The sequence below is a fragment of the Novosphingobium rhizovicinum genome (assembly GCF_040813635.1).
Lineage (GTDB): Bacteria > Pseudomonadota > Alphaproteobacteria > Sphingomonadales > Sphingomonadaceae > Novosphingobium > Novosphingobium rhizovicinum.
On the sequence record NZ_JBFNXR010000050.1, the window covers coordinates 60,459 to 83,729 of the forward strand.

The window sequence follows — 23,271 nt, forward strand, 5'->3', positions numbered from 1 at the left end:
GGGGCGTTCATGGCGTTTCTACCTGGGGCGCGGCAAGCCGGAACGACTGCCCTTCGGCAGGTGCCGCGACTACGGACACCCCATTCTGCCGCAAGAGAGCGGCGATCGCGGAAGCGCGGCGTTGTGCCAGCAGTGGTCGCTCTGGTGCGGGCTCAGTCAATCCCGGAACCGCAAGCGTATCGACATTCCAGCGTTGCGCCGCCCAGGCTGTGGTCAGCACGGCTTCGCGCGTGGCACCGTCCAAAGCGTCCTCTCCATCCGCGAAGCTGATCGTCGGGAAAGGTGCGAGCGGCGGCACGATCGTGAGCGCCCAACCCTGTGCCTGGGCCTGCACTCGCTCTTCCAGAGCGCGGTAGGTGGACAAAGTCGCGTCCGGCAGCGGCGCGGCAGCAACGGTAGCGCGGCGGTGATCTCGATCAATCGTGACGGCCTCCGGTGCGACTCCGCCCGCGAGTGCGACCATTCGCCCAACCGCCGCAACCCGCTCGTTTTCACCACTGACCGCGTCAGCAGCCTGTCGCAGCTCCTCCCGCTGTGCTTCCAGCGAACCGGCGCCGGGCTCAAGCAGGACCTGGTCAATTTGCAATCGCAGCGGCTTGCCCACGCGCTGCTCCAACTGCTCCTGCAACTCGGCGGCCGGCTGCATGCGCGTACGCGGCGTTATGACGACGGCCCTGAACCGCATGGGATTGGCATCGAAGTTGGCATCAAGCTGCGTCACCCTCGCGTCCGCGCCGAACTGCTCGGACAGATACGAGCGGACTTGCGACACTGTAAGCGCTTCGCCGGCGATCTGCTTCAAGGACAGCGCGAGTGGAACGGCCATGCCCGCGAACACAAGGAACAGCACAACTGTCTGCATCCAGCTTTGCTGACTCGAGAGAAAGTGCCCGAAGCCATAGAACCGCGCCATGACCGTGGCGGAGAGCGCAATCGTCACGAAGTTGGTCACGTAAAGCGCAGAGGCCCCCGCCAGAACGGGAAGGTTCCACGTTGCTAGACCGTAGCCCACGACGGCGAGCGGCGGCATGAGTGCGGTAGCGATGGCGACGCCCACGATCGTCTCGCCACGCCCGCGAATGATCGCGAAAGTGCCGGCCAGCGCGGCAAAAAGCGCAACGAGCAGGTCAAACAAGTTGGGCCGCGTGCGCGCGATGATTTCGCTGGTGGGCGCCTGCAAGGGCGAGAACGAAACAATGAGCGCGGTGAAAAGGACGGCGCAAGCGGAGCCAGCCGCGAGCGAAATCATCGCACGCCGCATCTCAGCAAAGTCGAAAAGCGCGAGACTGAAGCCAAGGCCCAGGATCGGACTCATCAACGGCGAGATCAGCATGGCGCCGATGACGACCGCCGGGGAAGAAAGCAGCAGACCCAGTACGGCGATGCCCGCAGACATCATCGTCATGAACAAATAGCGTGGAGACCAGCCGCTCTCGTCAACGATCCTGTCGATCACCTGGCCATGGTTTACAGACCGCACGATATGCTCGCGCCACCAGCGGTACAGGGGCACGTCATCAAGCCGGTCGTGAACCGCCGAGGCGAAACCGTCCGTGTGTTGCACATGCGCCATTCGGCCTCCTAGACCGCTGCGCCGCGGCATTCACCTTCATTCACAGTCGGCAGGCGCACGGCACCTGGTGGCGCACACTTAGCCGCGTCGCTGGCGCTGTCCAACCTGCGATGGACGAATACCCTCTGGGCCGCTCACATCCTCAATGCCGCAAGAGCGATCCGCCGATAGATCCCCACCAGCATTTCAAGATCGGCAAGTGCCACCGCTTCGTCGCGCTTGTGCATGGTGGCGTTGCAAAGCCCGAACTCAATGACCGGTGACAGATCCTTGAGGAAGCGGGCATCCGACGTCCCTCCGCTTGTCGAGAGCTCCGGTGTGATGCCTGTCTCGGCCTCGATAGCAGCACTGACGAGGCTGGAGAAAGCACCAGGCTGCGTCAGGAACGCCTCTCCCGAGATCAGCGCCCTCGCTGTTCCGCCATGCCGTTGCGCAATCTCTGAGACGCGGTCCGCCAGGTCCTGCGCTGTGTGCCGGTCGTTAAAACGGATCGATATGCGCGCACTCGCCTTGGCGGGGATCACGTTGTGAGCTGGGTTACCTACGGTGAGATCGGTAACCTCCAGGTTGGAGGGCTGGAACCACTCGGTCCCATCGTCGAGCGGCATCGCCTTGAGTTCGGCGAGCATTGCAACCAGGCGCGTGATCGGATTGTCGGCCAAGTGGGGATAAGCGACGTGCCCCTGAACACCTTCGACATCGAGAAAGATGTTCACCGAACCGCGCCTGCCGATCTTGGCCATGTCGCCCAAGCGGTTGACCGACGTCGGTTCTCCGACCAGGCAGAGGTCGGGTATGACGGCGATCTCCCGCATCTTCTCGATCAACGCTACAGTTCCGAACTTGGCCGGACCTTCCTCGTCGCCCGTGATGACAAAGCTGATCGTGCCAGCCTCGCGCGGAATATGGCGCGTTGCGCACACCATGGCGGCGATCGACCCCTTCATGTCGACGGCGCCTCGCCCGTATAGCAGTTCGCCCCGAATCTCGGGAGCGAAGGGAGCGCTTGTCCAGCCCTCCCCCGGCGGCACTACGTCGACATGCCCCGCGAAAGCGAAGTGGCGCGTTCCTTCCGGCCCCCGGCGAATGGCAAGCAAGTTTTCAACGGGCCCGTCGGGCGCGTCACCCGCAACAAAGCGGATGACATCAAAGCCTTGCGGCGCAAGTTGGGCTTCCAGACAGTCGAACACCGGGCCCGCAGCAGGCGTGACACTGGGGCAGGCAATCAGCGCTTCAGCCATTTCGGCAACGCTTGGCGACAGGGGATCGGTCTGGCTCATCTTCGCCTCATCGCATATGCAGCCTTTGGAGGCGACACAAGCGCGAGGGTCATATGCCAAAGCTTGATATCGATACGATCCCACAGGCGAATCGCACCGGTTACCCTGCCCCTTACGACCAAGCAGTCGCCGGCCGCTGGTGGAGAAGGCTTGGTCCACTGGCGGGGCTGAACCACATGGGAGCCAGCCATGTGGTGCTCGACCCCGGCGCGTGGTCCAGCCAGCGCCACTGGCATGATGATGAGGATGAGCTGGTTATCATGCTGACAGGTCATGCCGTGCTGATCGAAGGGCCTGAAGGCGAGGAGCCGACCCGCACTTCACTGTCCCCCGGCGACATTTGTGGATGGGCAGCTGCGGACCGGATCGCACACCATATCGTCAATGAAACCGACGCGCCGTGCAGCTTCGTGGCCATCAGCGCGGGAAACCGGGAAGGCAGCGGGGGCTACGCGGACATCGATATGATCTTCAGGTCTGCGGGCTACTTCCACAAGGACGGCACGCCCTACGCCACGGAACGGCTCCGCTGACCGGAGCGCCAATCCTTATTCGCTCACCGGGATCTCGTACTGCTCGATAACCCAATCCTCTGCCTCGGCAGCCGCTACCCACTGCCTCATCCATTCATGATCCCACATGGCTTCCATGTAGGAATGGGCGAACCCGGGCATGGGGATGCCATATGTCAGGAACCGGCTAACAACAGGCGCATAGATCACGTCGGCGGCGCAGAAGGTGCCAAAGAGAAACGGACCACCCTTCCCGAACCGCGCTCGTGCCTCGGCCCAGAGGGTCAGGATCCGGACCACATCCTCGCGCACTTCAACCGAAAGAGGCTTCCTCGTCACCCTCGCGCGCACGTTCATCGGGCAGGATCGTCGCAGCGGCAGATAGCTGGAGTGCATTTCGGCAACCATTGAACGAGCCATGGCGCGAGCCGGCTCCTCCTTGGGCCAGAACCTGTCCCGACCGACCTTGTCAGCCAGGTATTCGATGATCGCAAGGCTGTCCCATACGACCGCCTCCCCGTCCCAGAGTACGGGAACCTTGCCAGAGGACGGCGCAAGCTCTTCCGAATTGCGCTTCAGATGCTCCCAGTCCTCGCCCAGAATCGGGACGGTTAACTCCTCAAAGCCCAGCCCCGACTGTTTGCAGGCGAGCCAAGCCCGCAGGCTCCAGCTCGAATAATTCTTGTTGCCAATGATCAGCTTCATGGGCGGCGTCCCTTCGCTGTCTTTCCGGGGTATACGTTAATCATAGCGCAGTCGAGACTGAACGCAGGGCAAGAGCGATCGGATGCAAGCGGAACCCCATCTGATTCGGTCAGTTCAGCCTCGACACAGTTCAGCCTCGACAAGGAGCAACCAGATGATGAAGGCCATCGTGGCGGCTGCCACCATTTCGCTCTGCGTGACCGGCTGCGAAAGCGCACCCGACGAACGGCAGCCGGACCGAGGTGCCAGCGTTGGCGCCGATGCCACCGCATCAGCTTCACCAAAGCCCCCCTCCCTCGATCCCCCGGATACGGAGAATGACGCGAGCACGCTGACCAACGCGCTTTCTCCGGAAGCTGCCAAAGGCGAGCAGGGCGCACGCGCTGTGCTCGCCGTATGGACTCAAGCGCTGGAGAATCGGAACTTCGCCCGCGCGTGGGAGCAGTTTCACAATCCGCCGGCCGCACGGGACGCGTATGTAGCGTGGTGGCAGCGGTATCGTACGCTGGACGTGACGGTAGAGGATGCAAGGGTGGAGGGTGCGGCAGGGTCGCTTTACTACGCCGCACCGACGACCATCACAGGGACCACCACCTCGGGAGAGCCCTTTCGACTGGAGGGTCAGGTCATCCTGCGTCGCGTCAATGACGTACCGGGCGCGACGGCTGCGCAGCTGCGCTGGCATATCGACTCGGCCGTCCTCAAGGAAGCTTGATCCTCCGCAGGAAAGGCAGATCACTGGACCTGCTCATCATTCCCGGATCATCAGATCTCGCTGTCACCCAGGACTGCAGCGCGAAGCTCCGCGATCCCTAGTCCCTTCTCCGAGGACGTAACATGAACCTCTGGATAGGCTGCGGGGTGCTTGCGCGCCTCGGCAGTCGTAGCCCCAGTGACGGCCTCCAGCTCGCTTGCCTTGATCTTGTCTGCCTTGGTGAGAACGATCCGATATCCGACCGCTGCTTCATCCAGCATACGCATCATTTCCGCGTCGACAGGCTTCACGCCATGGCGCGCGTCCACCAGCAGCAGCGTGCGCTTCAGCACGACACGGCCCCGCAAATAGTCGCGCACAAGCCTACGCCATTTCTCGACCACGGCCGGCGGTGCTTTGGCAAAGCCGTAGCCAGGCATGTCCACGAGCCGGAAAGAAAGCGGGTCTCCCACCTCGAAGAAGTTCAGTTCCTGCGTTCGTCCCGGAGTGACCGAGGTCCGCGCGATCGCCTTGCGGCCGGTCAACGCATTGAGCAGCGACGACTTACCAACATTCGAACGCCCGCAGAACGCGATCTCCGGTACGTCGGGCTCTGGCAGGAACTTGAGCTGTGGCGCGCTGAGCAGGAAGTTGACCGGACCCGCAAACAGCTTGCGGGCACGCTCGATCTCGTCGGCTTCGGTCTCGTTCATTGGCTCGCTTCCGTTCACGTCGCGCCTGCCGCCCGATCAGGCGCCACGCTTGGCGGGCTTGTCCCGTTCAGCCCCGCGCTGCTTGTCGGCAGCTTCCTTTTCAGCCTGCGCCTTAAGCTGCGGATGACGGCTGTAGAGGAATTTCTGCTGCCCGATGGTCAGGATGTTCGAGGTGATCCAGTACAGGAGCAACCCAGCCGCGAACGGCGCCATCACGAACATCATGAACCACGGCATCAGCATGAAGATCTGCTGTTGTGCCGGATCGACTTGCGCCGGGTTGAGCTTGAACTGCAAGTACATCGTGATGCCCAGCAAGACCGCGAGGATACCGATGCCAAGGAAGCTTGGAGGATCGAACGGCAGCAGCCCGAACAGGTTCAGGATCATCAGCGGATCCGGAGCCGACAGGTCCTTGATCCAAAGCACAAAGGGCTGATGGCGCATCTCGATGGCGAGGATCAACACCTTGTACAGAGCGAAGAAGACCGGGATCTGCAGGAACACGGGAAGACACCCGGCAAGCGGATTGACCTTCTCCTGCTTGTACAGCTCCATGATCTTCTGCTGCTGCGTCTGCTTGTCGTCCTTGTAACGCTCCTGCAGCGCCTTCATCTTCGGCTGGATGGCGCGCATCGCCGCCATGCTCGCGAATTGCCGCTGGGCCACCGGGAACATGATGCCGCGCACAATGACGGTGAGCAGGATAATGGCGACGCCGAAGTTGCCTACCAGTTCGAACAGCGAAAGAAGCAGCCAGAAGATCGGCTTCTCAAACCAGCGGAACCAGCCCCAGTCGATCGCCAGGCCAAAGTTCGTGATGCCTTCCGCTTCATAGCGCTCAAGGACCGCGTTCTCCTTGGCACCGGCGAACAGCTTGGTGGTCAATGCCAGTTGCTGTCCGGGCTGCACCACAGCCTCGTCGTAGACCAGGTCGGAACGGAAAAGCGAATTGCCCAGCGAGCGGAACGTCCCCGAAGCTGCCGCATCGACCGGAGCAAGCGTGGACATCCAGTATACGTCGGTAAACCCGATCCAGTTTGTCCGCTCGGCGCTGTTCACGACCCCGCTCTCGACCACATCGCTGTAGTCCGTCCCAAACGAAACGGAGCCGTCGAAGGCGCCGATCGGGCCCGAATGGACATTCCAGGTGTCGAGGCTTGCGGTGCGATCGGTACGGTTGATGAGGCCGAAGGGCTGGACCGTGACTGGCGCTGCGCCCCGGTTCATGACCCGCTGGGTCGCGGTGATGAGATAATCCTCATCGATTGTGAAAGTAATCGCGAAGGTCTGCCCAGACCCGTTCTGCCAGGTGAGCGTCAGCGGCGACTGCGGCGTCAACTTGGCGCCTTCAGGCGCGCTCCACACCGTTGTCGCGTTCGGCGTGGCAAAACCCTGTCCTACCCAGCCAAACTGCGCAAACTGCTGAGCAGGGGTGCCAGCCGGAGAGTAAAGCCGTACGGGCCCGGAGTCCTTGTTCACCGTTTCGCGGTGACCATTGAGAACCAGGTCATCGACGATTGCGCCCCTCAGGTTGATCGAGCCGGAAACGCCGTCAGCCGCGATCGGCACGCGCCCGCCTGAGGCCAGCGCGGTCTTGAGATCCTGCTGCTCCAACTGCACATCGGCAGCATTCGTCAGACCGCCCTCGCGCGTCGGCTTCAATGGCCCCGCAGCATTCTTTGCGCCGCCGCTTTCGACCACCTGCGTAGGAGTCTTGCTTTGCGGGTAGAAGTACCCGACCGCCGCATCCCATCCGAACAGGACGAGCGCAGTCATCAGGACCGCGAGGATGATGTTACGCTGATTCTCCACGAAGCTTCCAAGTCCCGTTTTTGAGCGGCTGCCCTTACGTCAGGGCACGGGGTCCGGGCCATGCCCGCCCCAAGGATGGCAGCGCATTATACGCTTGATCGCCAGCCAGCCACCCTTAATCGCACCGTGTTTTTCCACGGCCTCGATCGCGTATTGCGAGCAAGAGGGCTGGTAGCGACATGTCGGCGGCATAAGCAGCGATGGGCCAAGCTGCCAGGCCCGCGCCACGAGGACCAGCATCCGTTTGGGAAGCTCCCCGACGCGCATTACCGTTTCTCACGCCTGCGTCGTGGCGGGTCGCCCTTGCCAGCACGGGCGCGGCCGAGCGCCGCAATCAGTTCTTCGCGAAGGTGTGCGAAGTCGCGCTCGACCCCGCCTTCCCGTCCGATCAGAACGTGATCGGTATCGGAGAGCCCGTGCAGCGGGAGAACTTCGCGAGCAAGCGCGCGGAAACGGCGCTTCATGCGGTTGCGCACAACCGCGTTGCCGATCTTCTTGGTTACAGTGATGCCGAGCCTTCGGCCCTGCCCCTCGTTAGCGTGCGCCAGAAGCACAAAACCCTGCCGGGCAACGCGCAATCCCCGATTCGCGGCAAGAAAGTCCGCTCGCCGGGTCATCATGAGGTAAGGAGCAGCCACGTGCGCTAAGATAGGAACGAGGCGGCTAAACAGAAGCGGCAGTGCCAAGCAAAGCGGCAACGGCCCTCACATCCGCCACAAACGAGCGAGAGGAAGGCATGCGCCGCCAAACGGGAGCAGCAAGCCCCCGAAGGGCACTGGCTCAGGCCGAGAGCTTCTTGCGGCCGCGCGCACGGCGTGCGCGCAGCACCTTACGACCGCCTACGGTCGCAGTACGAGCGCGGAAGCCATGACGGCGAGCGCGAACAAGACGGCTGGGCTGGAATGTGCGCTTCATGGCGAGACCTCAAAAACATGGCGCCATCGCGGCGCGAACAAAAAGGGCCGCCCACATCGGAGCGACCGTTCATCTGGGAAGCGCGCCTACTGCAGGGTGCCGGATGAGTCAAGCCGCAGGAGCATCGTTTGCGCCGCTTCAGAGCCTTCCCTTGGCGAAGCGGCACCAATGTGAAAGCATTGTAACTCGACACCCGACACAGCTTTTCGCATGCTTTGTGCAAACGTCAATTGAAGTGGGGAAGCCGGGTGGTCGCGCTGGTCTCGACAGTGGCCTACCTCGGCCTCGAAGCGCGCAGTGTAGAGGTGCAATGCCAGATGCGCCAGGTCTCCCTGCATTCCAGGTCGTCGGCTTGCCGGACAAGGCAGTGGGTGAAAGCCGCCAGAGAGTCGGCGCCGCGCTATCCTCTATGGGGCTGGCCCTGCCACCCAAGCGTATCACCATCAATCTCTCCCCGGCGGATCTGCCCAAGGAAGGTTCTCACTACGACCTGCCCATCGCCCTGGCCCTGCTGGCAGCCATGGGCGTTGCCGATGCCGAACAACTGACCGACTTCGTTGCAGTTGGTGAACTCGCACTGGATGGTCGGCTAATTCCATCGCCTGGAGTCCTGCTCTCCGCTTTGCATGCCAGCGCTTTGGAGAAGGGACTGATCTGCCCCGCAGCGCAGGGATCGGAAGCTCGATGGGCCAGTGGAGTGCCTGTTGTCGCAGCACCGAACCTCGTAAGCCTGCTCAACCACCTGAAAGGCACCCAGGTTCTGCCCACACCCGAACCGGGGATGGCAGAAGCACGGAAGAACGGCCCGGATTTGCGGCAGGTAAAAGGGCAGGAAACGGCCAAGCGAGCGCTGGAGATTGCGGCGGCCGGAGCGCACAATCTGCTGATGATCGGTCCGCCTGGCGCGGGAAAATCCCTGTTGGCCAGCTGCCTGCCTGGTATTCTGCCGGAACTTACACCAGCCGAAGCTCTGGAGACCTCGATGGTGGCCAGTGTAGCCGGCTTGCTGGAGGATGGGCGCATCAGCCGTGCGCGGCCGTTTCGCTCGCCTCACCACTCTGCGTCCATGGCCGCGCTGACCGGCGGCGGGCTGCGGGTCAAACCTGGTGAGGTGTCGATGGCACACCTGGGTGTCCTGTTCCTCGACGAATTGCCGGAGTTTCAACGAGCGGTACTCGATTCGCTACGCCAACCTCTGGAGACGGGCGAGGTGAGCGTCGCCCGCGCCAATGCGCATGTGACGTACCCTGCCCGCGTCCAACTCATCGCGGCGATGAACCCGTGCCGCTGCGGCCACCTCGGAGATCCGGCACTTGGCTGCAGCCGTGCCCCACGTTGCGCCGCAGACTACCAGAGCAAAGTCTCAGGCCCCCTTCTGGACCGGATCGATCTCCACGTCGAAGTTGAAACGGTCAGAGCTGCGGATCTTGCCCTGCCGCCCCCGGCGGAAGGAAGCGCCCAAGTAGCGGCGCGCGTTCGCTCCGCGCGCGACTTGCAGTCTGACCGGTTAAGGGGAGTCACAGCTCGTACCAACGCTGAGCTGGACGGCGACCTTCTGGAGATACACGCTACGCCAGACGAGGCGGGAAAGCAGCTGCTGATGCAGGCCGCCGACGCAATGCGGCTTTCCGCACGCGGCTATACCCGAATACTGCGGGTCGCGCGTACGATCGCTGATCTGGCCGGCAGCGGGACTATAGGCCGTGTCCATATCGCTGAAGCCCTGAGTTACCGCCGCCAGCCGCCAAGGGCCTGACCAAGAAACGCTTTCGACGCGGAGGCCAAGGTATAAACTCTGCACCCTGCTTGCTGCACACAGTTCAGCGGGCAGATGATCGCCCCCAAATCTTGGTAGCGCGACTAGGATCTACCAAGATGAGGCGCGGGAATATGCTGCCAGTACGTAGACGATATCAGGACCCTACTACCTGAACATGTAATTCCGTAACCCGAACACGACTCTTCTATTTCTTTCCTCTGCTTGCACTTTACCATTCTCCATTTTCAACGGAACCATGACGCAAGGGCTCCGTTAACGTGAAGACAGCCTGAACTGGTTTCAGGAGTCATCTATAAACAATGGAGGATACTATGCGTAAGGCACTGTCAGCCGCCGTACTCACATCCGCGCTCGCGTTAAGCCTACCCGCTGCGGCGCAGTCGGGCATGTCCCACTCACAGCACTCCGGAGCTGGCATGCACGACCGTGCAAGCTGGTTCGAGGCTGCGGATCGCAACGACAATGAGCAGCTTTCTCGTGAAGAATTTCGCGACTTTCGTACCAACACGATGAGTCGCGACCAACTCGCCACTTATCGGGCGGACCGCCGCACCGCGATGTACTCACCCGTCGATATGACATTCACCAAGCTGGACCTGGACAAGAATGGCACGGTCTCGGCAACCGAGTTCGCGAACGCGCCAACGATCGCGGAAAAGTCCACTAACACCGCCACGAGGACAACCTCCGACTGGAGCAACCCCGATTACGTTACGGCTACCTATTACATGACGGTCCGGCCGGTTGATGCAAACGTGATCGAAGGCAAGCCCGTGGTTAATCTCAAGGGTGAGCGAGTCGGCCGGATCGACCGTATCGTTCGAACTCAGGACCAGAACCGTTATTATGCGATGATCGATCTGCAAGGGACGCCGATGTATCGGCCCGGTAGCTTGCCGCGCGACGAAGCAGGTGTGCCGCTGGACGATGTTCTGCTTTTCCGGGACGGAAGTTCGGTCATGCTCTCTTCACGCGGAGAGGAATTCCTCAGAGATGCCGATGCGCGTGTAATCGAGAACCCCGAAACCGTCGAACGGCTCTATCAGATCTGATTGGCTGCCGGCAGCAAACCTGAAGGAGAATCGCATGCAGATGCGCACGAAGGGCGCGCTGGTGCTGGCTGGGCTCCTGGCGGCCTGCGGGCAAGGGTCGGAGCGAGCGGACGGTGGGGTTGCACCCGACGCAGTTGAACTCGCGACGAACACTGACGGAGACCAGGTCATACTCGACGGCCGCATCGTTTCCGCTGGACCAAGCAGCTTTATCCTCGACCACGGTGCAGGTCGCGTCACCGTGGAGATGGACGACTGGGATGCGTTTAAAGAAGGGAACCTGCTCAAGGCCGGTGATCGCGCCGTCGTGACCGGCAGGCTGGACGAGCGTTTTCTCGGCACACACACAGTCGAAGCTCGGCGCGTTTACCTACCTGCACTGAACACCGCCTTCCTCGCGAGTGCGGTGGACGAGGAAGCGTTCAGCCTTCCGGTGGAGGCCGACCCGGCTCAGTTCGCCTACACCGGATGGGTGCTCAGCACGCAAGACCAGAGCTTCACCATGGGTACTGACGCCGCGAAGTTCGAGGTGGATGTCTCACGTCTTCGCGATAACCCTTTGGATGATGAAGGATACCAGAAAGTGGAAGCGGGTGAGCGCGCGCACGTCTGGGGTGACTTCCAGTTTGCCGAGGGCGGCGGCCAGCTGATTGCCGATGGCGTGATCAGCCTTTCATCGAATTCTACGGCTGGTAGCCCAACAACAACCGCGGCGACAGGGAGCGTGCAGCCCAGTCCAGGTGTCAGCTAGCCGGCACCAGTTGACTGCTCGCCAAGCGAGTGCGACCTGCCTCGTCATCGTTCATTCGCAACGGTGACGAGGCATTCGCTGCGAACACTGCTATTGCTTCTCCGGGCAGTCTCGCCGCAACGCTGGCATCACTTCGCGGACGAACAGACGACCTGCTTCTCCCCAATCAGCAGGGTAAAAGCCTGGGCCGACGACAACCAGGCGTTCCAGACCCAGGCCGACAAGTTCAGTCAGCCGTTGGTGACAACGCTCTGGCGTACCGACCACCGCGAACCGTCGGACGAAATCGGGGGAGAGGGCACTACCCACCAGGCGCTCCTTCGAGGCGATATTTCCGTGTTCGGTCATATCATAGCCCTGTCGGATCCTAGCGAGGTTGTCCGCCGTCGCCGCATCTGCAGGCCCGACCTGCCCCTGCATCGTTTGAAAGCGGGCGAGCGGCGGAGCCATGTGCATGGCAACCTCCATCGCGACATCTTCATCCGGATGGCAGACGACGACGACCTGCGCTCCCCAGGAGGCGCCCTGCTCGCTCAACCCAGCGCTTGTTCTAGACTGCCGGGCCGCGGCCAACGCCCATCGCATTCTCTCCGGATCGGCGCCAACGCTGAATGTGACGCGCTCTGCCACAGGTGCCGCCATGGCAATCACTTTGGGGCCTGTAGCGGCAACATCGAGGGGAACCTTCGCAAGCCCCTCAGTCAGCCATTTCAGCCGTACACCTGTGGGTTTCGCACCAAGGGAGAGCGAGTGAATGGAAGCAGCCTCTCCGGCAGAACCAAACTCTTCGAAAGGGATTTCGCCACCTGACAGCAGGATCTGCAAGTGCTTGATCGCCTCTTCGAACCGCGCGAGCGAGACCGGCGCATGCCCCAGGTAAGCGAGCGCGGAATCTCCGCGGCCGATCCCCAACACCGCCCGTCCGCCAGAGACTGCCTGCAGCGTTGCCGCAGCGCCTGCGGTGACGGCAAGGTTTCGCGTCAGCGGATTGGTGACACCTGTGGAGAGCTTTATCCGCTCTGTCGCAGTCGCCCAGACCGCCATCTGCACATAGGGATCAGCACTGAGGCACTGGGAGTCCATGAACATCTGTCCGTCCCAGCCCTCTTGCTCGATCGCGCGCGCCTCCGCCAGATCCGCACCGGTGTTTGAGCCCCCGGCCCTCCATATCTCCAGCATTCGTTTCCCTCCCTGCCGCCATGCGGCTCAAGAGGCAGTCTGCCTGTGAGGTGCTGGAAATCAATCCTTAGCGTCAAGTTGGCGCAGAACCTCGGCGATCACTTGCGGATCGCAGGCGAAGCCGAGGTGCGTGCATCGCAAAGCGACGGCACGGTCGCGCTCGCCGGGCCAGCCACAGGCGGAGCGGGGTTGAACGACGCCGTCACGAGGACTCCAAAGCGCAACCGTGGGGACCGGAGGCTTGCCGCGCAGTTCACATTCTACCGGCGGTTCGTCTACCGAGTGTCCGGTGATGACTTGATAGGCTCGCCAAGCATTGTTGGCGCGTGGGTTACCTGAAAATGGCGTCCCCATCGTAATCACGCGGGACACATTATCTGGCTGCCTGCGCGCGATCTCACGCGCGAACAGTCCTCCCAGACTCCAGCCGACCAGTGCAATGGGTGCCTTGTGCTGCCGCGCCAGCGCTCCGACCCGGCGCATGAGGAACGTAAAGTTGTCCTCAGTCGGCCCGAGATTGAGGCCGAGCCCCCAGTCGTGCACCGAGTGCCCGGCAGCAGCCAGAGCATCCGCCATCGGACGCATGCGGACCGGGTGGGCGCCGAAGCCCGGCAGGAGCATGACAGGCTGGGGGTGCAGGGCCCGGGCGGGCTCATGTTTCTCGGGGACGCGGCGGAAAGAAGCCAGTTCCCCCAAAAGATACCGCAGAGGGGGGCCACTGACACCTTCGGGCCGTGGCTCGCGAGCAAGAGCGGACCGGCGCATGAACTCGCCTGTCGCCCTCGCGGCTCGTTCACCTGCGAGCCTCCAGAAGTTGTTCGCAACCGCCGACACGTCTTCGTTTCCCGTCCTGTCTGTCCTGCAACGTGCAACTGCGTAATCTTGTTTCGGTCTAACGCCGGAACGCGCGAACGTCACCTGAACGCAACGCACCGTAACGAAAGTGTCATGGTCAGACTCCCCTGATCGGCGTCACGAGAACCCGGTGCGGAATCGCCCATTGCGGAACGACATTGCGGCAGGTGCCAGCATACCCCATATGTTCCGCCATGGCCGAACTCGTCATACGTCGCGGGCTGGAAGAGCCCGACACTTCCGGCAATTTTGTACCCCACAAGCCTCAGCGACCCGAAAAGTCGCTTCCGGGCAAGCGATTCGTCATCCAATCCGACTATCAGCCTGCCGGCGACCAACCGGCCGCCATCGCTGACCTCGTCGCTGCGGCAAAGGAGGGTGAGAAGACTCAGGTGCTCCTCGGCGTCACCGGCTCCGGCAAGACCTTCACCATGGCCAAGGTGATCGAGGAGCTGCAGCGCCCGGCCCTGATCCTGGCGCCCAACAAAATCCTCGCCGCCCAGCTCTATGCCGAGTTTCGCGACTTCTTCCCGGACAACGCGGTCGAGTATTTCGTCTCGTACTACGACTACTACCAGCCCGAAGCCTACGTTCCGCGCTCGGACACCTACATCGAGAAGGAAAGCTCGGTGAACGAGGCGATCGACCGGATGCGCCACTCGGCCACGCGTGCGCTACTGGAGCGCGATGACGTGATCATCGTCGCCTCGGTCTCATGCCTCTATGGCATCGGTTCGGTCGAGACCTACTCGGCGATGATCTTCGACCTGAAGAAGGGGGGCACCGCCGACCAGAGCGAGATCATCCGCAAGCTCGTCGCCTTGCAGTACAAGCGCAATGACGTGGCATTCGCGCGCGGCAACTTCCGCGTGCGAGGAGACAACCTCGAACTCTTCCCATCGCACCTGGAAGACACCGCCTGGCGGATCAGCTTTTTCGGGGACGAGATCGAGGAAATCGCCGAATTCGATCCGCTTACGGGCAAGAAGGGTCAGAGCCTCGACAAGGTGCGCGTCTATGCGAACTCGCACTATGTGACACCCGGCCCGACCATGAAACAGGCCTCGGAGGCGATCCGCTTCGAACTCACGGAGCGTCTCAAGGAACTGGAGGCCGAAGGCCGTCTGCTGGAGGCACAACGGCTGGAGCAGCGCACCAATTTCGACCTTGAGATGATCGCCGCCACCGGATCGTGCAACGGGATCGAGAACTATAGCCGCTTCCTGACCGGTCGTTTGCCGGGTGAACCGCCGCCAACGCTATTTGAGTACCTGCCCGACAACGCTCTGCTCTTCGTCGACGAGAGCCACCAGACCGTGCCGCAAGTGGGCGCGATGGCGCGCGGCGACCACCGGCGCAAGATCACGCTGGCCGAATACGGCTTCCGCCTGCCAAGCTGCATCGACAACCGCCCCCTACGCTTCAACGAGTGGGATGCAATGCGCCCGCAGACGATCGCCGTCTCGGCCACGCCGGGCAGTTGGGAAATCGAGGAATCGGGAGGTGTCTTTGCCGAGCAGGTGATCCGCCCTACTGGCCTGATCGACCCGCCCGTCGAGATCCGCCCCGTCGAGGACCAGGTCCAGGACTGCATCCAGGAGTGCAAGACCACCGCCGCCGCCGGCTACCGCACTCTGGTCACGACCCTGACCAAGCGCATGGCCGAGGATCTCACCGAATTCATGCACGAACAGGGCGTGCGGGTGCGCTACATGCACTCCGACGTCGAGACGCTGGAGCGCATCGAGCTGATCCGCGATCTTCGCCTCGGCGTCTACGACGTGCTGATCGGCATCAACCTCCTGCGTGAGGGCCTCGACATTCCGGAGTGCGGCCTGGTCTGCATTCTCGACGCCGACAAGGAAGGCTTCCTGCGCTCCGAAACCTCGCTGATCCAGACCATCGGCCGCGCTGCGCGTAACGTCGAGGGCCGGGTGATCCTTTACGCCGACCGGATGACTGGCAGCATGGAGCGCGCGATTGCCGAGACCGACCGGCGCCGCGCCCGGCAGCAGGAGTACAACGAAGCCAACGGCATCACGCCGCAGACGATCAAGCGCCGCATCGCCGACATCGTTGCCGATACGGCGAGCCGCGACGGCGTGCTCATCGACATCGACGCAGAGGGCGAAAACAACCTCGTCGGCCATAACTTGCGCGCCTACATCGAGGAGCTGGAGAAGAAGATGCGCGCCGCCGCCGCCGACCTCGAGTTCGAGGAGGCCGGACGCCTGCGCGACGAGATCCGCAAGCTTGAGGGGGAAGAGCTCGGGCTTCCCTCCAGCGAGCACAAAGCGCCTAAGGTCGGGCGCAGCAACGAGGGCAAGCCGGGTACTCGCAAGCTGCGCTATGGCAAGACGCAGCGCAAGTTCGGCCGCTAACCGGCACGCTCTGGCGGCACTGCCACACAATCAGCGCTGGAGCGGCCAGATCGGGAACTCCTGACTTCGTCGAGAGCTTGGTTGCGCATGAGCGATCTTCTGGCCACAGGATGGAATTCGCGGCACGTCCGGATCGGCGATGTGCGGCTGCATGTCGTCGAAGCCGGGCCCGAGGACGGATCGCCCATTATCCTGCTGCACGGCTTTCCGGAGTTCTGGTGGGCATGGCGCCTCCAGATCGATCGCCTTGCGAATGCAGGCCTTCGCGTCATTGCGCCCGATATGAGAGGCTACAACCTGAGCGATGCACCGAGTGGCGTACACGCTTACGCGATGCGCAAGCTGGTTGGCGATGTAACGGGCCTGGCATCCGCGCTGGGGTACGAAAGCTTCGCACTCGCGGGACATGATTGGGGCGGGCTCGTTGCATGGCACGTCGCCTCCCGGCACCCGAGCCGGGTCACGCGGCTTGCCATTCTGGACGCGACGCATCCCGACGTCTGGCGCCGGTTTGCTCTGCGTCATCCAACGCAAGCACTGCGCAGCGCCTATGTCGCATGGTTTCAGCTACCACTCGTTCCCGAAGCGATGCTGAGCGCGTTCGACTTTTCCGCTCTTCGGGGGACCATGAAAGCGAGCGCAAGGAACGGCGTTTTCCCGCGCGACGTAATGGATCGCTACGCAGAGGCTTGGCGTCGAGCGGGTGCGCTCACCGCGATGCTCAACTACTATCGCGCACTCAGCCTGCCCGGTGAAAGTGCTGCCGGAAAGATCCGCTGTCCTACCGCGATCATCTGGGGCGAGAGCGACAGCTTCCTCGACAATCGCCTGGCGCACGAGAGCGCCGCGATGTGCGACAATGCGTCGATGACGCTGGTGCCTGAGAGCACGCACTGGCTTCATCTGGAACAGCCGGCGAATATCGCCGCACAACTAATAGCGCTCGTTCACGAGGACCCATGCAATTGACGTGCGCACTGGGGCGCCCGCCCCCTCTGCGCATAAGGCCAAGGGGACGGGCGGCGGTCACGCACTAGGCTCGCAGAGCCTGTTGCCAGCCTCGCTCAGGCAAACTTGCCGGCTCTGGCTATCTCGCTAACCGGCTTGCGGTGGCTGGGCACTTCGCGCTCCTGCAGGAATTCAGGCAGGAGTTCCTTGCCTGCCGCCTTGCCAATCACGAAAGCGGCTTCAAGCCGCTGATCGGCCGGGATACCAAGGGCCGCCTCGGCTTCACCGAACTTGATGCCTGTCATCCCATGTGTGTGGTAGCCAAGGGCCTGCGCCTGAAGAGCGGCAAGCATCCATGCTGCACCGGCATCGAAGCTATGGCTGTGGTTCTCCGAATTGCCGCTGTCCGAACGCATGTACCGGTCAGAGACCACGTAGACGAGAGCGGAGGCCTCCTTAGCCCAGCCCTGATTGAACTCGACAAGTTGCGCGAGGAACAAGTCCCAGTTTGCATCGCCTTTGCGCGCATACAGGAAAGTCCATGGCTGGACGTTGTAAGCGGACGGAGCCCAGCCAGCAGCCTCGAAAATCACGTCCAGATCCTCTTGAGGAATTTCGGAAGCGTGGAATGCGCGCGGGCTCCAACGATCGACGATGAGCTTCTCGACCTTCGGGTGTGCGGTACGACCGGTCATGTATTATCCTTTCTTTTGAGAGGTTCGGTTCAAGCGGCGTCCACGAGGACAAGTTCGGCATCCTCAAGCGCCGTGACGGTGATGATATCGAGGCCCGTTATCGCGACGCCGTCCCGCGCCTTGGCTTCGGTGTCTCCCACGCGCACTCTGCCGGTGGCGGGCACGAGGTAAGCGTGCCGGCCGGCGTTCGTGGCGTATGTCACGCTTTCGCCCGCCTTCAACGTGGCACCAAGCACACGCGCTTCCGCTCGGATCGGCAGCGCTCCCACGTCGCCCGCCATGCCTGAGGCAAGGATGGCGAACTGACCGTCGCGTGCGTCCTTGGGAAACGGACGCGCACCCCAGTTCGGAGCTTCGCCACGGCGATCCGGCAAAATCCAGATCTGAAAGAGAGTTGTCTCCTCATCCTCGAGATTGAACTCGGAGTGCGCGATTCCCGTGCCTGCACTCATCACCTGAACGTCCCCGGCCTCGGTGCGTCCCTCGTTGCCGAGACTGTCACGATGGGTGATGGCACCTTTGCGGACGTAAGTGATGATTTCCATGTCGTTGTGCGGGTGAGTCGGGAAGCCCGACCGTGGGGCGATGGTGTCATCGTTCCAGACGCGCAGGCGCCCCCAGTGCACACGATCGGGGTCATGATAGGACGCAAACGAGAAGTGATGATGGGCATCCAGCCAACCGTGGTTTGCGGCGCCCAGGGATTCGAACGGACGTAGTTCAATCATGGTGTTCTCCACGATGAGATCATTGGCATTGGGGCAATATGGCCGTTGTCGGGCGATCGGATAAGTGCGATAAAGCGCTCGAAGATGTTCGAGATAGTTGAATGCCTGAGACAGCTCCGCCCAGCATAGATCACCTGCGTGTGTTCCTTTGCGTGAGCGAGGAAGGAAGCTTCAACGCAGCTGCGCGCAAGCTCGGACGCGCGATCTCGGTGGTCAGCTACGCCATTGCACAGCTTGAGCTGCAGCTCGGCGTTCGGCTGTTTGATCGCGAGGGGTCGCGCCGTCCTCAACTGACCGAGGCAGGCAAGGCGCTGGTCGGCGAAGCGCAGACCGTCTCCAATGACGTTGACGCTCTGCTGGCGAAAGTGCGGTCGCTGCGCCAAGGCCTGGAGGCAGAGCTATCTCTGGCCGTCGACGTCATGGTGCCTGGGGAGGCTCTGGCCCGCCTGCTCCGGGATTTCCAGGCGATGTTCCCCAGCGTGTCTCTTCGGCTTCATGTCGAGGCGCTTGGCGCTGTGGCAGCGCTTGTGCTTGACGCTCGCGCCAACCTGGCCATTGCGGGACCGGATATCGTGGACCTGGCCGAAATCGAGCGCGAGGCCGTTGGGGCGGTCGAGTTGGTCCCAGTTGCCGCGCCCGATCATCCGCTTGCGCAGATGGACCGCATCGTTCCCGGCGAAGCACGCAAGCACCTTCAACTCGTCCTCACGGATCGCTCGATACTGACCGAAGGGCGCGACTTTTCAGTCCTCAGCCCTCGCACATGGCGCCTCGCAGATCTTGGCTCGAAGCACATGTTGCTGAAGGAGGGTATCGGGTGGGGCTCGATGCCGCGCCATGTCGTTCGCCAAGATCTTGCGAACGGGTCGCTGATCGAACTCAGGCTCCCCGAACAGCCGGCCATGGACTATACGCTGGTAGCATTGTGGCGCAAAGATACCCGCCCGGGTCCAGCGGCGAGTTGGATCCTCGATACGCTGCCTAAGCTGCTGGCAAGCTGCCCACGCTAATTCCAAGCTGCTGGGGCTGTGGTGATTGCGTGGAAGCCGCACACGCCCCAAATTCACGGTCATGACCGCGACACGACTCAGCAGCCGATCCGTAATCCGTCTTTCGCCGCGCCCCGGCACCAGTGAGGAGGTAGCCCCTTTCCTGCAGGGCCTTGTCACTTCCGACGTCCAGGGGCCTTTGCCCGTCTGGGCAGCCCTGCTGAGCGCCCAAGGCAAGGCGCTGTTCGACTTCTTCGTGTGGGGCGATGGCGATGATCTTCTGCTCGATTGTGAGGGCGCAGTCGCCGATGCCTTGGTAAAGCGTTTGTCCCTCTACCGCCTTCGCCGTGGCATCGACATCGCCATCGATCCCGAGATGTCGGTACACTGGCGATCCGAGGCCGATGGGGCGCATACGGCCGACCCCCGTTTACCCTCGATAGGGGTTCGCTGGCTGGAGAGCGGTTCAGACGAGGCTGGTGATGCTGAGGAGGCTTACCTGCGACACCGGCTGTCACTCGGAGTGACGGAGGGCCAAGGCGAACTCGGCTGCGATGCCACGCTCTGGCTGGAGTGTAACGCCGTTGAACTGCACGGGGTCAGCTTCAGCAAGGGCTGTTATGTCGGGCAGGAAAATACCGCTCGCATGAACTGGCGGCAGAAGGTGAATCGCAGGCTTGTCGTCGTGCCGCTGGGGCGATCGGACCCCAAGCGCCAACGCACGGCCTATGAAGAGCTGGGACTGGCTGTGGATCACCTCAGAGTAGAGGATATCGCCCCGGAACTCGCCCCCAGTTGGCTCCAGCTCGCCGCGAGCGAAGACAGCACGTAATGTGCCGCCCTCAGGCGTGCGAAACTCCCCGCGCACCAACCCAGTCGGCAAATTTGTCGGCCAGCACTGCGACATAGCGCTTTGCGTGCTTACCTGACTGACGGGCAAGTCGCATCCGGGAGCCCATTTCGCCGGCCGGCTCGAAGCCGGACTGCAACAGAACGCGCGCCGAGGCTCCTGACTCGGAGAAATCCCTCGCGATCACTTTGCTATATCCCAAGGTTCGCGCTTGGCTCAGCACCGCACGAACCGCCTCTGCCGCGTACCCGTGGCCTTGATAGCCGCGAATGATCCAGCAGCCGAGCTCCACTTCTTCACCTGCCGGAACCAGCCCGATACTGCCGATCACCCTCGGGCCACTTTCTCCGCGCAAGTTGATGAGGCATTGGGGCAAGCGGACGTCGCGGGGGCGCTTGAGATAAGCGCGGACCTCCGCCGGCGTCCGCGGCAAAGACAAAGCCCCGATGCTTCGGCCGACCGCGTCGTCGTCAAGCACCTCGACCAGGTCCTCAAAGTCCTCTGGCCAGCCCGGCCGCAGAAACAGTCTCTCCGTGCGGATGAACATGTTCGTTGTCTCCGACTCGATCCCGCATGGATTATGCTGCACCCTTGAAACAGCAAATGCACTCACAAAGCGCCGAAATGAAGCGAGACGCACGACCACATAAAGCCACCGAATCTGTTCCTTGCGTTCACGCGGCTCGCATGTCTGCCTCTGCAGGGTTCACCGGCAAACCATCGTCACAGTCGCTTGCCGAACCGAACGTCACCGCATACTCACGCGTCGTGAATGCTCCACCCCGCGCGCGGCTGTGCCGTTCCTTGGAGCGATTGGTAGGCTGAAAACCGACCTTCTCAAGAACGCGGGCAGAAGCCCTATCGTCCACAAAGGGGCTGGCTACCAGCTGCCGATGCCCCAAGGTCCGCGCCAACCGGACGACGGCGCTGGACGCCTCCGTCGCATAACCGCAGCCCCAGCTATCAGGTGCGACCCAGAAGCCGAATTCGGTCAAAGCTCCATCAGCATGCAGCCCGGCACCGCCGATCACCCGCGATCCGCGTGCGCTGGGAAGCGTCACCAGGAAACCCGGATAGCGCAAGTCCTGATGCCGCGAGACGGTCAGTTGCGCGTCTTCCGGCGTGTACGGCCACGGGATGCGCGTGAAGTTCCGCACGATCCGCTCGTCCGACATGGCAGCGTGCAATTCCTGCCAGTCTTCCGGCCACGCCGGACGGAGGAAAAGCCGCTTGGTGCGAATGAACATTGTATTCTCCGTTCGTACGTCCCCCGCGCAGGCCCACTAAGCCAGCCGGATGACACAGGCGTTACGCACCCGCGCCGCAGGAACGAACATCCTGCGCGATGGTGCCAGCGTGATCGAAGGGAGACACGAAAAAAGGGAGTGGGCCTGGCCCCTCCCCTCGTTCTGACCGGTTCTCCGCCTTAGCGGAGCCCGGCAGGGCCATCCCGTGGGACGGCCCGTTACGGCCGTCGACTATTCAGCGGCTTCCGCCATCACGTCTACCGACACGTATTTGCGGCCAAGTTTGCCATCGTGGAAGCGAACACGGCCTTCGCCCAATGCAAACAGAGTGTGGTCCTTGCCCATACCCACGTTTGCACCCGGATAAACGCGAGTGCCACGCTGACGGATGATAATGTTGCCGCCGATCACTTCCTGACCGCCGAACTTCTTGACGCCGAGACGGCGGCCAGCTGAATCGCGACCGTTACGCGAAGAGCCGCCTGCTTTCTTGTGTGCCATTGCAATCTACTCCGGAATTCTGGCTCAGCCGACCGACACGATGCGCAGCAGAGTCATCTGCTGGCGATGGCCGTTCTTGCGGCGATAGTTGTGGCGGCGGCGCTTCTTGAACACCACGACCTTCTCGCTCTTCGCCTGCGCGATAATCTCCGCAGAGACCTTCACGTTCGCGGCGTCGGCGATCTCGCCATCCTTGCCCGCAAGAAGAACGTCACCCAGCGTGATTGTCTCGCCAGCGTCACCCGCCAGCTTCTCAACCGCGATTTTGTCTCCGGCGGCAACCCGATACTGCTTGCCGCCCGTGCGCACTACTGCGAACATGGTGCCCTTACCCAATCTCAAAATGTGCCCGATGAAGGGCTGAAACAACCTGCCCCAGCCACTGCAGCTTCCACCAGGAAAGCGCCTGCGGGCGACGCACCGGCTATCCCGTGCAAGCACAGGTTACCGGAAAGAGAGGTGCCGTTAATCCAAGCGCCGCAACGAGTCAACCAAGCAGTGGCCGCGCCAGACGATCTCGCCGTGGATTGCCTCTCGTCCGCGGCCTCAGGCATGCTATGGCTCAAAGCATGATGCGCGCAACCACCCGCCCAATCCTGAAACTCGCGGCACTGTCCGTCGCCCTGCTGCTAGGCGCCTGTGCCGGTTCACGGGATTATCCGTCGCTGGCCCGACGCGACATCGAGCGAATCGAAGGAAGCGCCTCGCCCGCCTCTGGCGCAATCGAGGTTCCTCCTGCGCTTCCCTCGCCCAGCGCCGATCTGACCAGCCGGCTAGCCGGGTTGGTCGAGATAGCGCGGTCAGCTCACGCGAATTTCCAGTCCAGGCAACCTGCGGTGGAGCGGGCAGTCTCCGGTGCAGGCGCTCCGATCAGCGCCAGCTGGTCCGAAGCACAAGTGGCACTTGCGGGACTTCAGGCCGCCCGCAGCGGCGCCGTGACCTCTCTTGGAGAGCTTGATCAGCTATACGTCGATGCGCGCGTGTCTCACCCTGGGCAGGTGAGCCCCTCGGCCACCGCCATTGCCGTCGCCCGGGAGCAGGTCGAGGGCTGGGTGAAAAACGAGAATGCCGTCATCGAGCGACTCGGCTCTCGCCTGAGATAAGCGCC

The 23,271-nt window shown here is 62.5% G+C and carries 25 protein-coding genes and 1 pseudogene; 10 read left to right on the forward strand and 16 right to left on the reverse strand.

Annotation, left to right across the window (positions count from 1 at the left end):
• Positions 1 to 7: 7 nt before the first annotated feature.
• Positions 8 to 1,573 (reverse strand): DUF389 domain-containing protein, encoded by a 1,566-nt coding sequence (locus ABUH87_RS12885; RefSeq protein WP_367774285.1) that lies wholly within the window; start codon positions 1,571 to 1,573, stop codon positions 8 to 10.
• Between the two features lie 134 nt (positions 1,574 to 1,707).
• On the reverse strand, positions 1,708 to 2,853 hold the full coding sequence (gene dapE / locus ABUH87_RS12890) for a succinyl-diaminopimelate desuccinylase (protein ID WP_367774286.1): 1,146 nt from the start codon (positions 2,851 to 2,853) through the stop codon (positions 1,708 to 1,710).
• 53 nt (positions 2,854 to 2,906) lie between these two features.
• Between dapE and ABUH87_RS12895 the strand changes: the two genes are divergently transcribed.
• Positions 2,907 to 3,386, forward strand: coding sequence for a cupin domain-containing protein (locus tag ABUH87_RS12895; RefSeq protein WP_367774288.1), 480 nt, complete (start codon positions 2,907 to 2,909; stop codon positions 3,384 to 3,386).
• 15 nt (positions 3,387 to 3,401) lie between these two features.
• Here ABUH87_RS12895 and ABUH87_RS12900 read toward each other — a convergent pair whose 3' ends face one another.
• Positions 3,402 to 4,070, reverse strand: coding sequence for a glutathione S-transferase family protein (locus tag ABUH87_RS12900; protein WP_367774290.1), 669 nt, complete (start codon positions 4,068 to 4,070; stop codon positions 3,402 to 3,404).
• A 154-nt stretch (positions 4,071 to 4,224) separates the two neighbouring features.
• Here ABUH87_RS12900 and ABUH87_RS12905 point away from each other — a divergent pair, with 154 nt between their 5' ends.
• On the forward strand, positions 4,225 to 4,785 hold the full coding sequence (locus ABUH87_RS12905; RefSeq protein WP_367774291.1) for a hypothetical protein: 561 nt from the start codon (positions 4,225 to 4,227) through the stop codon (positions 4,783 to 4,785).
• A gap of 50 nt (positions 4,786 to 4,835) precedes the next feature.
• Here ABUH87_RS12905 and yihA read toward each other — a convergent pair whose 3' ends face one another.
• The 5 genes from yihA to rpmH form a co-directional block, all read right to left on the reverse strand.
• The gene (gene yihA / locus ABUH87_RS12910) at positions 4,836 to 5,477 is read right to left on the reverse strand and encodes a ribosome biogenesis GTP-binding protein YihA/YsxC (protein WP_367774293.1); all 642 of its coding nucleotides are present in this window, start codon (positions 5,475 to 5,477) and stop codon (positions 4,836 to 4,838) included.
• A 36-nt stretch (positions 5,478 to 5,513) separates the two neighbouring features.
• On the reverse strand, positions 5,514 to 7,292 hold the full coding sequence (gene yidC, locus ABUH87_RS12915) for a membrane protein insertase YidC (RefSeq protein WP_367774295.1): 1,779 nt from the start codon (positions 7,290 to 7,292) through the stop codon (positions 5,514 to 5,516).
• A 39-nt stretch (positions 7,293 to 7,331) separates the two neighbouring features.
• Entirely contained in the window at positions 7,332 to 7,559 is a 228-nt protein-coding gene (gene yidD / locus ABUH87_RS12920; RefSeq protein ID WP_367774297.1) for a membrane protein insertion efficiency factor YidD, read from the reverse strand.
• Positions 7,559 to 7,912 (reverse strand): ribonuclease P protein component, encoded by a 354-nt coding sequence (gene rnpA / locus ABUH87_RS12925; protein WP_367774302.1) that lies wholly within the window; start codon positions 7,910 to 7,912, stop codon positions 7,559 to 7,561. Before rnpA ends, yidD begins: the two co-directional genes overlap by 1 nt.
• Before the next feature lie 160 nt (positions 7,913 to 8,072).
• The gene (gene rpmH / locus ABUH87_RS12930; protein WP_039388288.1) at positions 8,073 to 8,207 is read right to left on the reverse strand and encodes a 50S ribosomal protein L34; all 135 of its coding nucleotides are present in this window, start codon (positions 8,205 to 8,207) and stop codon (positions 8,073 to 8,075) included.
• Positions 8,208 to 8,455: 248 nt separating this feature from the next.
• Here rpmH and ABUH87_RS12935 point away from each other — a divergent pair.
• The 3 genes and pseudogenes from ABUH87_RS12935 (at position 8,456) to ABUH87_RS12945 (ending at position 11,790) form a co-directional block, all read left to right on the forward strand.
• Positions 8,456 to 9,963, forward strand: a pseudogene (locus tag ABUH87_RS12935) (YifB family Mg chelatase-like AAA ATPase).
• Positions 9,964 to 10,298: 335 nt separating this feature from the next.
• The gene (locus tag ABUH87_RS12940) at positions 10,299 to 11,039 is read left to right on the forward strand and encodes an EF-hand domain-containing protein (RefSeq protein ID WP_367774305.1); all 741 of its coding nucleotides are present in this window, start codon (positions 10,299 to 10,301) and stop codon (positions 11,037 to 11,039) included.
• 34 nt (positions 11,040 to 11,073) lie between these two features.
• Positions 11,074 to 11,790: an OB-fold nucleic acid binding domain-containing protein gene (locus ABUH87_RS12945; RefSeq protein ID WP_367774306.1), complete on the forward strand. Its 717-nt coding sequence runs from the start codon at positions 11,074 to 11,076 to the stop codon at positions 11,788 to 11,790.
• Between the two features lie 90 nt (positions 11,791 to 11,880).
• On the opposite strand, the gene ABUH87_RS12950 is transcribed toward ABUH87_RS12945, so the two are convergent.
• On the reverse strand, positions 11,881 to 12,969 hold the full coding sequence (locus ABUH87_RS12950; RefSeq protein ID WP_367774307.1) for an LLM class flavin-dependent oxidoreductase: 1,089 nt from the start codon (positions 12,967 to 12,969) through the stop codon (positions 11,881 to 11,883).
• Between the two features lie 60 nt (positions 12,970 to 13,029).
• Positions 13,030 to 13,734, reverse strand: coding sequence for an esterase/lipase family protein (locus ABUH87_RS12955; protein ID WP_367774309.1), 705 nt, complete (start codon positions 13,732 to 13,734; stop codon positions 13,030 to 13,032).
• A 284-nt stretch (positions 13,735 to 14,018) separates the two neighbouring features.
• Between ABUH87_RS12955 and uvrB the strand changes: the two genes are divergently transcribed.
• Entirely contained in the window at positions 14,019 to 16,205 is a 2,187-nt protein-coding gene (gene uvrB, locus ABUH87_RS12960) for an excinuclease ABC subunit UvrB (RefSeq protein ID WP_367774310.1), read from the forward strand.
• Positions 16,206 to 16,292: 87 nt separating this feature from the next.
• Complete coding sequence (locus ABUH87_RS12965) at positions 16,293 to 17,174, forward strand: alpha/beta fold hydrolase (RefSeq protein WP_367774312.1); 882 nt, start codon at positions 16,293 to 16,295, stop codon at positions 17,172 to 17,174.
• A 95-nt stretch (positions 17,175 to 17,269) separates the two neighbouring features.
• Here the strand turns inward: ABUH87_RS12965 and ABUH87_RS12970 are convergent, their stop codons facing one another.
• A complete protein-coding gene (locus ABUH87_RS12970) occupies positions 17,270 to 17,848 on the reverse strand; it encodes a nitroreductase family protein (RefSeq protein ID WP_367774314.1) in 579 nt (192 codons plus the stop codon).
• Positions 17,849 to 17,877: 29 nt separating this feature from the next.
• Positions 17,878 to 18,576, reverse strand: a complete 699-nt coding sequence (locus ABUH87_RS12975) for a pirin family protein (protein ID WP_367774316.1) — start codon at positions 18,574 to 18,576, stop codon at positions 17,878 to 17,880.
• 101 nt (positions 18,577 to 18,677) lie between these two features.
• Between ABUH87_RS12975 and ABUH87_RS12980 the strand changes: the two genes are divergently transcribed.
• The gene (locus ABUH87_RS12980) at positions 18,678 to 19,586 is read left to right on the forward strand and encodes a LysR family transcriptional regulator (RefSeq protein WP_367774317.1); all 909 of its coding nucleotides are present in this window, start codon (positions 18,678 to 18,680) and stop codon (positions 19,584 to 19,586) included.
• A gap of 61 nt (positions 19,587 to 19,647) precedes the next feature.
• On the forward strand, positions 19,648 to 20,397 hold the full coding sequence (gene ygfZ, locus ABUH87_RS12985) for a CAF17-like 4Fe-4S cluster assembly/insertion protein YgfZ (RefSeq protein WP_367774319.1): 750 nt from the start codon (positions 19,648 to 19,650) through the stop codon (positions 20,395 to 20,397).
• Positions 20,398 to 20,407: 10 nt separating this feature from the next.
• Here the strand turns inward: ygfZ and ABUH87_RS12990 are convergent, their stop codons facing one another.
• The 4 genes from ABUH87_RS12990 to rplU all read right to left on the reverse strand — a co-directional run bounded on the left by ABUH87_RS12990 (position 20,408) and on the right by rplU (position 22,484).
• Entirely contained in the window at positions 20,408 to 20,962 is a 555-nt protein-coding gene (locus ABUH87_RS12990) for a GNAT family N-acetyltransferase (RefSeq protein WP_367774321.1), read from the reverse strand.
• Between the two features lie 127 nt (positions 20,963 to 21,089).
• Entirely contained in the window at positions 21,090 to 21,662 is a 573-nt protein-coding gene (locus tag ABUH87_RS12995) for a GNAT family N-acetyltransferase (RefSeq protein ID WP_367774323.1), read from the reverse strand.
• A 231-nt stretch (positions 21,663 to 21,893) separates the two neighbouring features.
• The gene (gene rpmA, locus ABUH87_RS13000; protein ID WP_367774325.1) at positions 21,894 to 22,163 is read right to left on the reverse strand and encodes a 50S ribosomal protein L27; all 270 of its coding nucleotides are present in this window, start codon (positions 22,161 to 22,163) and stop codon (positions 21,894 to 21,896) included.
• Positions 22,164 to 22,187: 24 nt separating this feature from the next.
• Positions 22,188 to 22,484: a 50S ribosomal protein L21 gene (gene rplU / locus ABUH87_RS13005; protein WP_367774326.1), complete on the reverse strand. Its 297-nt coding sequence runs from the start codon at positions 22,482 to 22,484 to the stop codon at positions 22,188 to 22,190.
• Between the two features lie 248 nt (positions 22,485 to 22,732).
• Between rplU and ABUH87_RS13010 the strand changes: the two genes are divergently transcribed.
• Positions 22,733 to 23,266, forward strand: coding sequence for a hypothetical protein (locus ABUH87_RS13010; protein WP_367774327.1), 534 nt, complete (start codon positions 22,733 to 22,735; stop codon positions 23,264 to 23,266).
• Positions 23,267 to 23,271: the final 5 nt, after the last annotated feature.

Excerpts from the sequence above, each read along its gene's own strand:
- rpmH (WP_039388288.1), bottom strand. The coding sequence starts at position 8,207 with ATGAAGCGCACATTCCAGCCCAGCCGTCTTGTTCGCGCTCGCCGTCAT.
- ABUH87_RS12990 (WP_367774321.1), bottom strand. The coding sequence starts at position 20,962 with ATGTTCATCCGCACGGAGAGACTGTTTCTGCGGCCGGGCTGGCCAGAG.
- yidD (WP_367774297.1), bottom strand. The coding sequence starts at position 7,559 with ATGCGCGTCGGGGAGCTTCCCAAACGGATGCTGGTCCTCGTGGCGCGG.
- ABUH87_RS12945 (WP_367774306.1), top strand. The coding sequence starts at position 11,074 with ATGCAGATGCGCACGAAGGGCGCGCTGGTGCTGGCTGGGCTCCTGGCG.
- rplU (WP_367774326.1), bottom strand. The coding sequence starts at position 22,484 with ATGTTCGCAGTAGTGCGCACGGGCGGCAAGCAGTATCGGGTTGCCGCC.
- rpmA (WP_367774325.1), bottom strand. The coding sequence starts at position 22,163 with ATGGCACACAAGAAAGCAGGCGGCTCTTCGCGTAACGGTCGCGATTCA.
- ABUH87_RS12900 (WP_367774290.1), bottom strand. The coding sequence starts at position 4,070 with ATGAAGCTGATCATTGGCAACAAGAATTATTCGAGCTGGAGCCTGCGG.
- ABUH87_RS12885 (WP_367774285.1), bottom strand. The coding sequence starts at position 1,573 with ATGGCGCATGTGCAACACACGGACGGTTTCGCCTCGGCGGTTCACGAC.
- ABUH87_RS12970 (WP_367774314.1), bottom strand. The coding sequence starts at position 17,848 with ATGACCGGTCGTACCGCACACCCGAAGGTCGAGAAGCTCATCGTCGAT.
- ABUH87_RS12950 (WP_367774307.1), bottom strand. The coding sequence starts at position 12,969 with ATGCTGGAGATATGGAGGGCCGGGGGCTCAAACACCGGTGCGGATCTG.
- dapE (WP_367774286.1), bottom strand. The coding sequence starts at position 2,853 with ATGAGCCAGACCGATCCCCTGTCGCCAAGCGTTGCCGAAATGGCTGAA.
- ygfZ (WP_367774319.1), top strand. The coding sequence starts at position 19,648 with ATGACCGCGACACGACTCAGCAGCCGATCCGTAATCCGTCTTTCGCCG.
- ABUH87_RS12965 (WP_367774312.1), top strand. The coding sequence starts at position 16,293 with ATGAGCGATCTTCTGGCCACAGGATGGAATTCGCGGCACGTCCGGATC.
- ABUH87_RS13010 (WP_367774327.1), top strand. The coding sequence starts at position 22,733 with ATGATGCGCGCAACCACCCGCCCAATCCTGAAACTCGCGGCACTGTCC.
- yihA (WP_367774293.1), bottom strand. The coding sequence starts at position 5,477 with ATGAACGAGACCGAAGCCGACGAGATCGAGCGTGCCCGCAAGCTGTTT.
- uvrB (WP_367774310.1), top strand. The coding sequence starts at position 14,019 with ATGGCCGAACTCGTCATACGTCGCGGGCTGGAAGAGCCCGACACTTCC.
- ABUH87_RS12895 (WP_367774288.1), top strand. The coding sequence starts at position 2,907 with ATGCCAAAGCTTGATATCGATACGATCCCACAGGCGAATCGCACCGGT.
- rnpA (WP_367774302.1), bottom strand. The coding sequence starts at position 7,912 with ATGATGACCCGGCGAGCGGACTTTCTTGCCGCGAATCGGGGATTGCGC.
- ABUH87_RS12940 (WP_367774305.1), top strand. The coding sequence starts at position 10,299 with ATGCGTAAGGCACTGTCAGCCGCCGTACTCACATCCGCGCTCGCGTTA.
- ABUH87_RS12955 (WP_367774309.1), bottom strand. The coding sequence starts at position 13,734 with ATGCGCCGGTCCGCTCTTGCTCGCGAGCCACGGCCCGAAGGTGTCAGT.
- ABUH87_RS12980 (WP_367774317.1), top strand. The coding sequence starts at position 18,678 with ATGCCTGAGACAGCTCCGCCCAGCATAGATCACCTGCGTGTGTTCCTT.
- ABUH87_RS12995 (WP_367774323.1), bottom strand. The coding sequence starts at position 21,662 with ATGTTCATTCGCACCAAGCGGCTTTTCCTCCGTCCGGCGTGGCCGGAA.
- ABUH87_RS12975 (WP_367774316.1), bottom strand. The coding sequence starts at position 18,576 with ATGATTGAACTACGTCCGTTCGAATCCCTGGGCGCCGCAAACCACGGT.
- ABUH87_RS12905 (WP_367774291.1), top strand. The coding sequence starts at position 4,225 with ATGATGAAGGCCATCGTGGCGGCTGCCACCATTTCGCTCTGCGTGACC.